This window comes from Fodinicurvata sp. EGI_FJ10296 (assembly GCF_040712075.1).
Lineage (GTDB): Bacteria > Pseudomonadota > Alphaproteobacteria > DSM-16000 > Inquilinaceae > JBFCVL01.
On sequence record NZ_JBFCVL010000008.1, the window covers coordinates 219,493 to 232,968 of the forward strand.

At 64.9% G+C, this 13,476-nt stretch carries 11 protein-coding genes; 2 read left to right on the top strand and 9 right to left on the bottom strand.

Features of this window, described 5'->3' with window-relative positions:
* Window positions 1-273 precede the first annotated feature (273 nt).
* From ABZ728_RS18190 to ABZ728_RS18205, 4 genes are read right to left on the bottom strand one after another with little or no spacing between them, the layout of a single operon-like run.
* A complete protein-coding gene (locus tag ABZ728_RS18190; RefSeq protein WP_366657672.1) occupies window positions 274-1,725 on the bottom strand; it encodes an aldehyde dehydrogenase family protein in 1,452 nt (483 codons plus the stop codon).
* Window positions 1,722-2,609 (bottom strand): DUF1932 domain-containing protein, encoded by an 888-nt coding sequence (locus ABZ728_RS18195; protein WP_366657673.1) that lies wholly within the window; start codon window positions 2,607-2,609, stop codon window positions 1,722-1,724. The genes ABZ728_RS18190 and ABZ728_RS18195 overlap by 4 nt, the downstream gene beginning before the upstream one ends.
* Complete coding sequence (locus ABZ728_RS18200; RefSeq protein ID WP_366657674.1) at window positions 2,606-3,970, bottom strand: MmgE/PrpD family protein; 1,365 nt, start codon at window positions 3,968-3,970, stop codon at window positions 2,606-2,608. The genes ABZ728_RS18195 and ABZ728_RS18200 overlap by 4 nt, the downstream gene beginning before the upstream one ends.
* 47 nt (window positions 3,971-4,017) lie before the next feature.
* Complete coding sequence (locus ABZ728_RS18205) at window positions 4,018-5,637, bottom strand: thiamine pyrophosphate-binding protein (RefSeq protein WP_366657676.1); 1,620 nt, start codon at window positions 5,635-5,637, stop codon at window positions 4,018-4,020.
* A 337-nt stretch (window positions 5,638-5,974) separates the two neighbouring features.
* Here ABZ728_RS18205 and ABZ728_RS18210 point away from each other — a divergent pair, with 337 nt between their 5' ends.
* Window positions 5,975-7,030, top strand: a complete 1,056-nt coding sequence (locus ABZ728_RS18210; RefSeq protein WP_366657677.1) for an isocitrate/isopropylmalate dehydrogenase family protein — start codon at window positions 5,975-5,977, stop codon at window positions 7,028-7,030.
* Between the two features lie 174 nt (window positions 7,031-7,204).
* Window positions 7,205-8,164 (top strand): glucokinase, encoded by a 960-nt coding sequence (locus ABZ728_RS18215; RefSeq protein WP_366657678.1) that lies wholly within the window; start codon window positions 7,205-7,207, stop codon window positions 8,162-8,164.
* Here ABZ728_RS18215 and meaB read toward each other — a convergent pair.
* The 5 genes from meaB to ABZ728_RS18240 form a co-directional block, all read right to left on the bottom strand.
* Window positions 8,109-9,152, bottom strand: a complete 1,044-nt coding sequence (gene meaB, locus ABZ728_RS18220) for a methylmalonyl Co-A mutase-associated GTPase MeaB (RefSeq protein WP_366657679.1) — start codon at window positions 9,150-9,152, stop codon at window positions 8,109-8,111. The genes ABZ728_RS18215 and meaB overlap by 56 nt on opposite strands.
* A 148-nt stretch (window positions 9,153-9,300) precedes the next feature.
* Window positions 9,301-10,590 (bottom strand): TRAP transporter large permease, encoded by a 1,290-nt coding sequence (locus ABZ728_RS18225; protein WP_366657680.1) that lies wholly within the window; start codon window positions 10,588-10,590, stop codon window positions 9,301-9,303.
* The gene (locus tag ABZ728_RS18230) at window positions 10,566-11,096 is read right to left on the bottom strand and encodes a TRAP transporter small permease (RefSeq protein ID WP_366657681.1); all 531 of its coding nucleotides are present in this window, start codon (window positions 11,094-11,096) and stop codon (window positions 10,566-10,568) included. The genes ABZ728_RS18225 and ABZ728_RS18230 overlap by 25 nt, the downstream gene beginning before the upstream one ends.
* Window positions 11,097-11,148: 52 nt before the next feature.
* Entirely contained in the window at window positions 11,149-12,153 is a 1,005-nt protein-coding gene (locus ABZ728_RS18235; protein ID WP_366657682.1) for a TRAP transporter substrate-binding protein, read from the bottom strand.
* A gap of 46 nt (window positions 12,154-12,199) precedes the next feature.
* A complete protein-coding gene (locus ABZ728_RS18240; protein WP_366657758.1) occupies window positions 12,200-13,396 on the bottom strand; it encodes a CoA transferase in 1,197 nt (398 codons plus the stop codon).
* Window positions 13,397-13,476: the final 80 nt, after the last annotated feature.

A 13,476-nucleotide genomic window follows, 5' to 3' on the forward strand; every position in this document is an offset into this window, starting at 1 on the left:
TCATACGGTCAATGATCTCGCTTAGGTTGTGGACCCCGGACAACGCTTCGCGTTTCCGGGGAAGGAATAAAGAACTGATATCGCAACAAAAAACCCCTTCCCCGGACGCGCTGCGGCACGAAGTGACGCTGCGCAGAGCCGGGGTCCACACCATCAACGCTCTCGCGGCACGTGTGGACCCCGGACAACGTTTTGCGTTTCCGGGGAAGGGATTAGGGGTGTAAGGGACAATGCCGGGGGGCGATCAAAACGTCACGGGCGTGTCGAGACAGCCTAACCCCGCTGAATGGTGACGATCCGCTCTGCCGACATTTCCCGGATCGCGTAATGCGGTCCTTCGCGGCCGTTGCCGGAGTCCTTCACGCCGCCATACGGCATCAGGTCGACGCGCGACGAGCTGGTGTCATTGATATGCACGCCACCGACCTGCATACGTTCGGCCAGGTCCAGCGCGTGGTTCAGGTCGCGGGTAAAGATGCCCGAGGCCAGCCCATACGGCGTTGCGTTCGCATCGTCGATCGCCGCCGACAGATCGTCGAACGGCACGATGTTGACCACCGGCCCGAAGATCTCCTCGCACATGACGTTCATCGAGGCATCGACGCCGGTCAGCACCGTCGGCTGGACGACCGCCCCTTCGCGGGTGCCGCCGGCCAGCAGGGTTGCACCACCGCTCACCGCGTCCTTGATCCAGGAGTCTGCGCGTTCGGCTTCGGCCGGGGCGATCATGGGTCCGACGACCGTGCCGGCGGCAAACGGATCGCCGACACCAAGCTTTGCGGTCAGTGCCAGAAAGCGCTCGGTGAATTCTTCCAGAACAGGACGGGCGACATAGAGCCGCTGGATCGAGGTGCAGACCTGCCCGGCCTTGCGGAACGCCGCCGGCACGCATTTCGCCGCCGCGCGATCGAGATCGGCATCCGCCGCGACGAAAGTCGTCGCGATGCTGCCCAGTTCCAGCGACGTCTTGCGCAGCCCCGCCCGGTCCTGGATCAGACGTCCGACGCCGGTCGACCCGGTGAAGCCGAAGAACGCAATATCGGGGTGCGAGAGCAGCGCGTCGCCGGCCTCCGACCCGCTGCCATGCACGACGCTGAGCAATCCCGGCGGCAATCCGGCATCGAGCAGGCATTCCGCCAGCAGCGTCGCGGCCAGCGGCGTATAGGTCGCCGGCTTCAGCACCACGGCATTGCCCGCGGCAAGTGCCGGCGCGATCTTGTGGGCCACGGTGTTCAGCGGCGAGTTGAACGGCGTGATGGCGCAGACGACGCCCAGCGGCACGCGCAGGGTAAAAGCCAGCCGCCCGGACTGGCCCGGCGCGCCGGCGATCGGAACCATATGCCCGACCAGCCGGCACGCTTCTTCACCGGACAGCCGCAGCGTCTCGGTGGCGCGATCGACTTCGCCCAGCGCGTCGCCGATGGTAAAGCCCGTTTCCACCGCGATCGTGCTGGCAATTTTGGCACGGCGCTCGCCGACCAGACGCGCGGTTTCACGCAGAATGCGACCCCGCTCGGCCGGTTCCGGTGTGCCCGCCAGAAAGGCGCGCCGCGCCGCCTTGACGGCGGCATCCACATCGTCCCGGTCGGCCATGTCGATGACGGCGGCGACCTCGCGCGTGTACTTGTCGTGGACCTCCGACGTCTTCCGGCCGGCGCGCCACTCGCCGTCGATCAGCAAGCGTGCGCGATCGGGTACGAGATTCCGGCCAGTTTGTTCCGTCATGATTTCCGTGCCTCCAGGATCGCTTTGACCACGTCGCTATAAGATTTCGGGGGGTTCTGCTGGAATTGGGCCTGTACGCCCAGATCGGCGACTTCCTGAATCCGGTGCGCCGACGCCAGCGCCATAAAGGGTTCCAGGTTGACGGCGCGCAGCGTGTCGGCGACCTCTTCCATTTCATGTGCCCGCCGCTCGGCATGCATGGCCGTGCGGCTGGTGACCCTGTCGGCGAATTTCTGCCAGTCGATCTCGGGAATGCTTTCCTGAACCGATTGCAGCACGCGGTCTTCCATGCCGTAGCTGCCGGCGCCCAGCAGGCATTCCAGCACGATCGCCTCCAGCCCCTTCATGATGATGCTGCGGAACATCTTGGTCGCCGATGCCTGACCCGTTTCAGGGCCCAGCACCTCGATCGCCATGCCGTACGGCGTCATGTGCTCGGCAAAGGCCGAGGCACCCGGCCCCGAGGCCAGCAGCGGCACCTTGTGGCCGTGCGGCGGCACCGCCGCCATGACCGCCACGTCGACATAGGCCGCGCCCGTTGCAGCGACATGCTTTTCCGCCGCCAGCTTGATCTGCGGCGAGGCCGAGTTGATGTCGAGAAAGAGGTGGCGGTTCTTGAGCCACGGCGCCGTCGCAGCCGCGACTTTTTCCGCCACAGACGACACGACCGCCGATACGACGATGTCGCAGCCGCTGACCAGGGATTCGGTGCTGCCGGCAACCGCGATCCCGGCCGAGGCGACCTTTTCCTTCAGCGCCGCGCCGTGTTCAGGGTCGGTAAAGCGCAGATCGAAGGCCGAGACCGTGGCACCCTGGGCGGCGAGGCCGGCGGCGATGGCAAAGCCCGCTTCGCCTTGTCCGATGAAGCCGATCCGCCGGGTCATGCCGACACCCCTTCCAGCGCCGCGACGGCACCCGGGAGATGAAGGTCGGCGACGGTTTCCAGGCTCCAGAGTGCGGATAGCAGCGCCTTCGCATCGGCCTGCGGGAGTACCGCCCCGGCCAGTTCGCTGAACTTGTCGGCCAGCTCGTCGTCCGTCAGCGGCTGATCGGGATCACCCTTGCGCGTCGGCTGCAGGAAGGTCAGTTCCTCGCCATCGGTGGTGACGATCGTCACCCGCGCCGCACGTTGGGCCGGGAAAGCCGCATCCAGTTCCGCATCGACCGACTGGGTAAAGCGCTTCATCAGATCGCGCACAGCCGGATCGTTACGACGCTCGGGCTCGAACGCTGCCAGGCGCACCTTGCCGTAAACAAGCCCCGTGCAGACCGTATAGGGCATGCTGAACCGGCATTCGAACTGCGACTGCGGGTCGGGCTTGTAACAGATATCATAGGCTGGCTGATAGGACCCGACATGGATCGACTTGATCTTGTCCGGTGTCAGGTTGTGGCGCTTTTTCAGCTCCAGCGCTCCGTCGATGGCGGCGAAGTTGTGGCCGCAACATCCGTGGTTCTTGAAGGTCATGGCCTTGATATTGTACTGACTGCCCAGCCCCGCGGTGGCCTTCGACCAGTCGGCGCTGCCGCTCATCGCCACACCCATGCCGGCAGGCCCTTCAAGCACATCGATGGCGCCGGTCACGCCCTTTTCCGCAACCATGGCGCTCAATAGTCCGGCATCGGCGGCATGGCCGGAATGGATCGGCTTGCTCATCCCGTCGGAGCGGAACGCCTGCTGAAGTCCGGCCGCCATGGTGGCCGCCGTCGCCAGAGCATCGGCGGTCTGATCCCGGTTCAGCCCCATGATCAGCGCCGAGGCCGCCGAGGCGCCGAATGTCGCCATGGTCGCCGTCGTGTGCCAGAGCTTGTAGTGCGGCTTGCCCATGGCCAGGGCGATGCGGGTACAGACCTCGAACCCGGCGATGATGCCGCGCAGCACGGTGTCGCCGTCAGCGCCCCGTGCCTGACCCACGGCAAGCGCCGCGGCGATCGTGGCGCAACCGGGATGGACCGACGCATCGCGGAAGATGTCGTCGAATTCAGCGGTGTGGGCCGAGGCGGCATTCAGGAACGCCGCCGCCCGCATGGTCGCCCTGGTGCCCGACGGGTAGACCACCGCGCTGCCGTGGCCGAGATCCTCCTCGAACGCTGCGCGCAGCATCGGATTGGGATCCTGAACGCTGCCCGGATACATGGCAGCGAACCAGTCGATGACCGCGCGCTTGGCGTGATGGATCGTGTCCGGGTCGAACTTGTTGGTCCGCTCGCCGACAACGTAGTCGGCTATCTGGTGCATCAACATCCTGAGCTCCTTCCCTTGCTATGGCCCGCTATCGGAACGGAGTCCGATCAGAATTGGGCCACATACTGAGCCGGATCGACGACTGCCTGAACGACCAGCGGCCGGGTCAGGCCGGGCGCCTTGGCAACCACATCGGCAAGCGCCGCCGCCGTCTCGACCTTGACGCCATCGCAATCCATGGCCTCGGCCAGCTTGACGATGTCCGTCGGTTCGATGCGGGTCAGTTCGCTTGGGTATTGCTTGTTCATCTGCTTCAACTCGATCCGGTTGAGGCTGTTGTCGCAGAACACGATGACCATGATACCCAAGCCGCGGCTGGCCGCGAAGCGCAGTTCGCCCTGGACCATCGAGAAGCCGCCGTCGCCCGTGGTGCAGACGACCGGCTGATCCGGACGGACGATCTTGGCGGCGATGGCGGCCGGCAGGGAAAAGCCCATGCTGGAAAGGCCATTCGTCATCAGGAAGTTCTTCGGCTGGCGGGCCTGCCAGCCCTGCCCGACCAGAATCTTGTGCGATCCGACATCGGTGGAAACAATGGTATCGGCGGGCAGCGTGCCGTTCATGGCGTCGACCACGTCGGTCGGATTGATGCGCCCCTCGACCCGGCCGGCGTAAAAGCCCTCGGTCAGTTTCGCCCGGTGCGTCCTGACCCGCGCTTCGCCATCCTTGGCCGAACCATTGCCGTAGTCGCCGGTCAGCGCATCCAGGATGTTGGGAATGTTGCCGACCACTTCGGTATCGGCGGCGTAGATCTGGTCCGTGTTCGGTGTGCTGTCGATGTGAACGGACGGAACGTTCAGCTTCCACGGCTTGATCAGTTCCACGGCATCAAAGCCGACGATGACCAGCAGGTCGGCCTCGGCCAGGAAGTCCCACACCACCTTGTTGCACGCCATGTCGACGGTGCTGGCATAGAGCGGATGATCTTCGGGAAACACGCCCTTGGACATCGGCGACACGACGACCGGCGCGCCGGTGGCTTCGGCAAACCGCTTCAGCGCGGGCGTTGCGCCGGCGCGAAGGGCGGAAATGCCGGTCAGGATGACGGGCTTCCGGGCGTTCCTGATCCGCCGCGCGACATCGGCATTGGCGGGGTCGGTCGCGAAGACCTGCGGGGTCTGCGTCTCGGTCATCGGCGGCAGGAACACCTCGGAATCTTCCGACGGCGCCCCGACCACATCGGCTGGCGTCGTGATATGGACGGGGCCCGGGCGTTCGGAGACGGCGACCCTCAGCGCCTTGCGCATGATCTGACCGGCTGAGCCCGGGACCATGTTGACGGTCCATTTGCTGATACTGGAGAATATCTGATTGTGGTCGGCGACCTGGTGCGTGAAATACGGCTCCATGCGCGTGTTCACCTGCCCGGAAATGGCCAGCATCGGCACGCGGTCGAGATGGGCGTTGGCCACGGCATTGACCATCGACGTCGATCCCGGGCCGAGCGTCGACATGCACACGCCGGGACGGCCCGTCAGCATGCCATAGGCTTCGGCCATGAATCCGATCGTGCCCTCCCGGCTACCAAGGACGAGCTTCATTTCACGGCGGCGGGCGGCCTCGATGAAATCGATGTTCGGATCACCAGGGTATCCGAAGATGCAATCGATGCCGGCAGCCACCAGATAGTCAACCATGACTTCGGACGTATTTTTGATCTCAGACACGTTTCCTCCAAACCTTCGATTTCGGCCGGCACAGCCGCCCTGGCAGGGTCGGATGATCGGCGCCGATTGCTCACGCTACGCGAGCCGGGTGCCCGATGCCCCCGACTGTTTTTCCCAGGGCCGCCGCCGTCAATCGTGACGGAATCGCGATCCCGATATCGACCAATCTCTGTCGACTCTTGTATACTCATTAAACGCCGGATTAACATGTCTGGTCAACCGGACATTTGTCCGGATGTATGGCCGAGGACCGATGCGGGGCCGGTGAAGACGTCAGAACGAATGCTCTACGGGTCGACAAGACCCGGGGCGGTAGAAAAATTGGAAGGAATACACCATGAAGCTCCTGGTATTGCCGGGCGACGGAATCGGACCGGACATCGCCGAGGCAACACGGCTGGCGCTGGCGGCGCTCGACCGGAAATTCTCACTCGGACTTGAGATCGAGGAAGTGCCGATCGGCCTCGCCAGCCTGAAGACCGAGGGCACCACCTGGCCGTCGCTGGCCAACGACCGCCTCCACACGGCCGACGGCGTCGTCATGGCGCCGGTCGATACCTATGAATACCCCGAGGGTCAGGTTAATCCGTCATCGATGGTGCGCCGCTCGCTCGATCTCTATGCCAATATCCGCCCTGCCCGCCGGCGACTCCCCGCCCAGCCCGGCGAAAAGCCGATCGACCTCGTACTCGTGCGCGAGAACACCGAGGGCTTCTATGCCGACCGCAACATGGCCATGGGGTCGGGTGAATTCCGCCCGACGGAAGATGTCGCCCTGGCGGTCCGCAAGATCACCCGTTCCGCCAGCACGCGGATTGCCCGGACGGCATTCGAAGCGGCCCGCAAGCGCCGCAGTCATGTTACGGCGGTCCACAAGGCCAACGTGCTCAAGCTCAGTGACGGTCTGTTCCTGGAAGCCGTCCGCGCGGTCGCAAAAGAGTACCCCGACGTGGAACTGGACGAGGTCATCATCGACGCCATGGCGGCGCTGCTGGTGCGCGATCCCGGCCGCTTCGACGTCGTGGTAACGACCAATATGTACGGCGACATCCTGTCCGACGAGGCGGGCGAGATCGCCGGCGGCCTGGGCATTGCGCCGGCCCTGAACGCCGGCGCCGATCATGCCGTCGCTCAGGCCGTCCACGGCTCTGCGCCCGACATCGCCGGCCAGGGCATCGCAAACCCCTCCGCCCTGATGCTGTCGACGGCGATGCTGCTGACCTGGCTCGGCGATCGCCACGGCAAGTCGGCCTTCACCGAAGCAGCCCAGGCGCTCGATCAGGCCGTCGATATGGCCCTGGCAAATCCGGCCACGCGCACGCGCGATCTCGGCGGCAGTGCCGGGACCATGGCGTTCGCCGAAACGGTGGCAACGGCCGTCTCAGGGGGCTGACCCCGGGATAAGCCGTGCACGAGCCCGCGACAGCGTTGCGGGCTCAACGCGGCATTGAGGAACAGCGGCGCCCGACGCCGATGACGGGAAATGACTTGACGGGCGTCACCGATTTGGCGATCCAGTCGTTGCGGACAAAGCCCATCCGGCCGGAACGTAAGGATACGCCACGACATGCCCCTGGACAGACCAGCGCTCGTCGCCGATCTCGGCGCCACCAACGCCCGCTTCGCCCTGGTGTCATCGGCAGGGGTGGCGGATATCCGCATTCTTCCGTGCCGGGACTTCCCGTCGCTGGAAGCCGCGATCGAAAGCTATCTCGATCAGGTGGCCCCGCCGGCGCGGCCGGCGGCGGCGGCAATCGCCATCGCCTCGCCGATTACCGGCGATCAGGTGACCATGACCAATCAGGCATGGACCTTCTCTATTTCCGGCATGAAGGCCCAGTTCGGTTTCGACCGGCTCGAAGTCGTCAACGATTTCACCGCCGCCGCCTTGTCGGTGCCGCAGCTCGGCCCCGGCGACTTTCGTCAGGTTGGCGACGGCAAGCCCCTGCCCGGCCGCGCCGTCGGCGTCATCGGGCCGGGCACCGGTTTGGGGGTTTCAGGTCTTGTCCCGACGCGCGAGGCGTGGCAACCGCTGGCCGGTGAAGGCGGGCACGTCACCATGGCGGCGGTCACCGCGCGCGAAGAAGCCGTCCTGACATGGCTGCGCCAGAAGCACCGGCATGTCTCCGCCGAGCGTGTGCTGTCCGGCATGGGGCTGACCAACCTTTACGAGGCCATCGCGGCGCTGGAGGGCGAAGAAGACGCGCCCATGCGCGACCCGCCCGGCGTGACCGAGGCCGGGGTCGCCGGCCGGGACCCGATCTGCCGGGAAGCGGTGGATATGTTCTGCGGCATGCTGGGAACGGTGGCCGGCAACCTTGCCCTGACCATCGGGGCGTTCGGCGGCATCTATATCGCCGGCGGTATCGTGCCCAAGCTCGGCCCCTATTTCGATCAGTCGCCATTCCGCGAGCGCTTCATCGACAAGGGCCGGTTCCGGTCCTATCTTGACGAGATTCCCACCTATGTGATCACCCACCCGACCCCGGCGTTTCTGGGCCTGAAGCTGGTGCTGGAGCGTCCTTGAGGAACGTGCCCAGCAGGGTATCGGCCGCCCCCGACGGCGTTATCGTGCCGTCGGCGACGGCCTGCTCGATCTCGGCCAGCCGCGCGCGGACACCGGCATCGGCGCGGAACCGCTCCAGCAGCGTGTCGCGGATTTCCGACCACATCCAGGACAGCGCCTGACGCTCGCGGTTCTTATGGAACAGTCCGGCGGAGATCCGCGCCTCCCGGAAGGCGGCGACGCTCTCCCAGACGCGGTCGAGCCCGCGCTCCTCAAGGGCTGAACATTGCAGCACCGGCACCTTCCAGCCATCCTGACGGCCGCGCAGGAAGGTCAGCGCCCGGCGGTATTCCGACGTGGCCTCGTTCGCCGCAGCCGTCATCGCGCCATCGGCCTTGTTGACGATGACGATGTCGGCCAGTTCGACGATGCCGCGTTTGATGCCCTGCAGTTCGTCGCCGCCGCCGGGCAACAGCAGCAGCAGAAAGGCGTCGACCATGTCGGCGACCGCCGTTTCGGACTGTCCGACGCCGACCGTTTCCACGATCACGACATCATAGCCGGCCGCCTCGCACGCGAGAATACTTTCACGCGTCCGGCGCGCGACACCGCCCAGATTGCCGCCGGTCGGCGACGGTCTGATGAAGGCGTCCGGGTTGCGGGCCAGATGCTCCATTCGCGTCTTGTCGCCCAGAATGCTGCCGCCGCTGCGCGCCGAGCTGGGATCGACCGCCAGTATGGCGACCTTGTGCCCCTGCTCGATCAGGGCCGTGCCAAAGCTTTCGATGAAGGTCGATTTGCCGACACCGGGAACGCCGGTGATGCCCAGCCGCATCGTCTCCGGCGACCCGGCCTCGGCGTCGGCGGCGGCCTGTTCCAGCACCGCGCGGGCCTGTGCCCGCTGATCGGCGCGCGTGGACTCGATCAGCGTGATGGTCCGCGCCAAAGCCCGGCGATTGCCGGCGCGAAGGCCGCGGGCGAGGGTTTCCGGGTCGTTCTGAGCGGGCATGGACTGGATCGGGCCTGAAGGTCGTGCAGTGGATGATCGAATAGGAGCTGATCGGGACCGTCAGCCTATCAGGCCGGCGTCGTAGGGGCTATCCCCCCCCACCCGGAGACGCCGGACCATTCCCCGACCGGCGATCGGCGGCTCTCGCTCATGAAAGGATGGACGGCAGGAACGTGACCAGTGACGGGAACAGGATCAGCAGTGCGATCACGACAAAGATCGGGATCAGGAACGGCGCCACGGCCTGCACCACCTCTTCGAACGGCATACCGGCGATGCCGACCAGCACATAGAGGACGTTGCCGAAGGGCGGTGTGATCACGCCGACGGAAAGCGTCAGAACCATGAGCACACCGAAGAACACAGGGTCGATGCCCAGAAACTGGATCGACAGCATGAAGATCGGTGTGAATATCAGCACCGCTTCGACGACGCTCATGAAACAGCCGATGATCAGGAAGAATAGGGCGATGCAGAACAGGATTCCGGTCACGCCGATGTTCAGATCGGTCAGCATCACCGCCAGTTCCTGGGGGATGCGCAGCCGCACCAGCAGCCAGCCGTAGAACGTGGCGATGGCGATGATGAACATGATGATGGCGGTGAAGGAAACCGTCCGCTGCAGCACGGTCACCAGATCGCGCACGCCGACATCGCGATAGACGACCGTGCCCAGCAAGAAGGCATAGATGCAGGCGATCGCCCCGGCCTCGGTCGGCGTGAAGAATCCCGTCCAGATGCCGCCGATGATGATCACCGGCGTCAACAGCGGGAAGAACGCCCTGAGGAACAGCCGCCGGAGTTCCCCCAGGCGCGCGCGTGGCGACAGCGGCAGGTCCAGCCAGTAGGAGGCGATGAAGCTCGTCGCCATCAGGCTGAGGCCGAGAAGAACACCCGGTACGACGCCGGCAACGAACAGCGCGGCAATGCTGGTGCCCGACAGCCAGCCATAGACGACCATGGCGATCGACGGCGGGATCACCGGGCTGATGATCGACGCCGCGCCGGTGATGCCAACGGCGAACCGCATGGGATAGCCGCGATCGCGCATCGCCTTGATCTCGAGCTGGCCGATGCCCGCGGCATCGGCGACCGCGGTTGCCGACATGCCGGCGAACAGCATGCTGGCCACGACATTCACATGCCCCAGCCCGCCACGGATATGCCCGACCAGCCCGTTGGCGAAGTCGAAGATCCGGGTCGCCGCCGAGCCGACATTCATCAGCGACGCCGCCAGTATGAAAAACGGTATCGCCAGGATCGGAAAGCTGTTCAGCCCGCTCAGCATCTGAAAGGCGAACAACTCGACCGGAATGGCCGACAAGCCGCCGTCGATGACCAGCACCGCCAGACAGGTCAGCCCGATCGACACCGCGATCGGAAAGCCCAGCGCGAAGAGCACGACCATCAGGCCTAGGAAGACGACAAGGTACTCCATTCACCCCCCTCGCGGCCATCGTCAAGCGGTCCGCCGGCCCGGATCAGGCGGACGAGATGCGCAATGCTGAACAGGATCATCGACCCGACGCCGACGACGAGGGCGAGATAGAGATAGCTGTAGCTGATCCCGAGCGCGGTCGTTGCGTTGTTCGCGCTGACGAACATCATCGAGAACGACCCGGCGAAGATCAGGACGAAGAGCAGCAGCGACGCCAGTTCGATCGCGATCAGCGCACCGAACCGGATCCTGACCGACATGCGTTTGAGCAACACATCAATGGCGATGTGCCCGCGCCGATACCATGCGGCAGCGGCGCCAAGAGACACCATCCAGAGCAGCAGGCCGGCGCCGACCTCCTCGGACCATGGGACCGAGATGCGCAGCACCTGCCGGGCGAACACGGAATAGCCGATGACGACCACGAGGGTCGCCATCATGGCCAGGGCGATGCCGTCGAGCAGGCGGGACCAGAGCCGCTCCGCCCGATCCACGAACGCGCCCATCAGCCCGCTACTCCGGTTGGCACCGTTACAATCGCGATCCGCCTGACTGGCATCAATCGGCGGTCGCTTCGATGGCGGCGTCGATATCTTCGGCAACACCGTCGGCCATGTCGGCCAGCGCCCGATCGATGGCCGGCTGCGCCGCTTCCCGGAACGGAGCGGTATCGACCTCGATGAACTCCATTCCGTTTTCGGTCAGGGCTTCGCGATAATAGGCGTCGTTCTCGTCCTCGACCTGCATCCCGTGCTGGCGGGCTTCCTCGACCGCCTCGGTGATCAAGGTCTGCTGATCTTCGCTCAGCGTCTCCCACCACTGTGCGGAGGCGACCCAATGCCAGGGGAAGGACAGATGGTTGGTCATGATGATGTAATCCTGGACCTCCCACATCTGCCGGGTATAGGGCGAGGCAAGGCTGTTCTCGTGAGCTTCGACCTGTCCGGTGCGCATGGCCAGATAGATATCGGGAGCCGGAATGACCACGGCCTGAACGCCCAGTTCCTCCCAGACATCGACCCAGACAGGAAGCTGGGGCAGACGCATGGTCAGACCTTCCAGATCTTCCGGGCCGTGGATCTCGCGATTTGACGTCATCTGGCGAAAAGCGCGTTTCTGCGGCGCCAGATAGACCAGCCCGCCGTCTTCGCGCGCGATTTCCTGCATTGCCTGACCGGAATCGCTGTCCAGGTAGTGTTCTACCGCTTCAAAACTCGGAAACACGAAGGGCACGCCCACGGCGTCGTATTCCGGCGCGTACTGGCTCATGAACAATCCGCCGGTGAGTGCCATCTGCGTCTGCCCCAGATTGAGCAATTCCAGAATTTCGGTCTCGTCGCCGAGCTGGCCGCCAAGATAAGGCCGGACCTCGAATTCGCCTTCGGCCCGCTCGGCCAGTATCTCCTGGAAACGCTCCAGCGCCGCGGCTTCGGCGCCGCCTTCGCTCATGGTGTTGTGGACTTCGATTACAGTCTGCGCCTGCGTGGCACCGGCGAGACCGATGACGGCGGCCGTGGTCAACAGGACAAAGCCGGTCCGGCCCCCGCGTGTGAACATCTTCATCTCGTTTTCCTCCCTATTGTTATACTGATTGTCTCGATGGGCGCCGTCAGCCAATGATCCCCCGCTCGCGGTACGCGCGCAAAGTATCGGCCGAGATGCCGATCCCGCTCAAAACGTCGTCCGTATCCGCCCCCAACTCGGGCGCTGGCCGGACAATTCTGCACGGCGTTCCCGACATCTTGATCGGGAATCCCGTCATCTGCACACTACCATGTCCTGGATGCTCGACATCAAGCACCATCTCCTGCGCGGCGATCTGTGGATCGGCCGTCACCTCGGCCAGATCCATGACCCGGCCGCATGGCACGCCGGCACCGTTAAGCAACTCGATCCAGTGATCGCGCGTTCCCGTGGCGATCCGGTCGGAGACGATGCCGTTGATCTCGCCCCGCCGCGCCACGCGCTTGTCGTTGGTGTCGAATTTCGGGTCCGACATCACCCATGGCAGATCCAGGGCATTGAACAAGCGGGTCAGAAGCGTGTCGTTGCTGGGGGCGATGGCGACCGGCCCGTCGGAGGCCTGGAACAGGCCATAGGGCGCGACCAGCGGATGGTCGTTGCCGCTGCGCGGCGGCGCCTTTCCGGCCGCGAAATATTCCGAGGCCATATAGGCCATCATCGCGAACATCGAGTTAACCAGGCTGGCCTCGATCCGCTGGCCGGTGCCGGTCCGCTCGCGCCCGACCAGCGCCGAGACGACGGCAAAGGCCGCGTTGGTTCCGGCGATCAGATCGGTCAGCGGCAGGGCGCTGCGCATCGGTTCCTGATCGGCGTCGCCATTGACGCTCATGAACCCGCTCATCGCCTGCGCGACGAAATCCACGGCAGGCCGCTGGGCATAGGGGCCGGTACTGCCGAATCCGTTGACGCTCGCCACGACCAGACGGGGATTCAGGCTTTCCAGCCGCTCGGCGCCCAACCCCATGACGTCGAGCACGCCGGGGCGGAAATTCTCCACCAATACATCGGCGCCCCGGATCAGGTCGTCCAGGATGGCCCGCCCCTCGTCGGTGCGCAGATCCAGCGCGACCGAGCGCTTGTTGCGGTTGAAGGCGGCGAAATACCAGGACAGGCCGTCGCGGATCGTCCCCTGCGCGCGGACCGGATCGCCCTTGCCGGGAGTTTCGATCTTGATGACGTCCGCACCCATGTCGGCCAGCAGCATGGTGCAGTACGGTCCCGCCAATACGCGGGTCAAATCGACCACCCGCACTCCCGATAACGCCACGCTCGCCCCCTGCATACGGATTGTCACATACGAATCGTCGATCGAGCATTAGAGGGCGAAGTACCGCTTGTAAAGAAACCAGCCCTCTCTGACGG

Coding starts and splice junctions, on each gene's coding strand:
- ABZ728_RS18240 (WP_366657758.1), bottom strand. CDS start 13,396: ATGCAGGGGGCGAGCGTGGCGTTATCGGGAGTGCGGGTGGTCGATTTG.
- ABZ728_RS18195 (WP_366657673.1), bottom strand. CDS start 2,609: ATGACCCGGCGGATCGGCTTCATCGGACAAGGCGAAGCGGGCTTTGCC.
- ABZ728_RS18190 (WP_366657672.1), bottom strand. CDS start 1,725: ATGACGGAACAAACTGGCCGGAATCTCGTACCCGATCGCGCACGCTTG.
- ABZ728_RS18235 (WP_366657682.1), bottom strand. CDS start 12,153: ATGAAGATGTTCACACGCGGGGGCCGGACCGGCTTTGTCCTGTTGACC.
- ABZ728_RS18210 (WP_366657677.1), top strand. CDS start 5,975: ATGAAGCTCCTGGTATTGCCGGGCGACGGAATCGGACCGGACATCGCC.
- ABZ728_RS18215 (WP_366657678.1), top strand. CDS start 7,205: ATGCCCCTGGACAGACCAGCGCTCGTCGCCGATCTCGGCGCCACCAAC.
- ABZ728_RS18200 (WP_366657674.1), bottom strand. CDS start 3,970: ATGTTGATGCACCAGATAGCCGACTACGTTGTCGGCGAGCGGACCAAC.
- ABZ728_RS18230 (WP_366657681.1), bottom strand. CDS start 11,096: ATGGGCGCGTTCGTGGATCGGGCGGAGCGGCTCTGGTCCCGCCTGCTC.
- meaB (WP_366657679.1), bottom strand. CDS start 9,152: ATGCCCGCTCAGAACGACCCGGAAACCCTCGCCCGCGGCCTTCGCGCC.
- ABZ728_RS18225 (WP_366657680.1), bottom strand. CDS start 10,590: ATGGAGTACCTTGTCGTCTTCCTAGGCCTGATGGTCGTGCTCTTCGCG.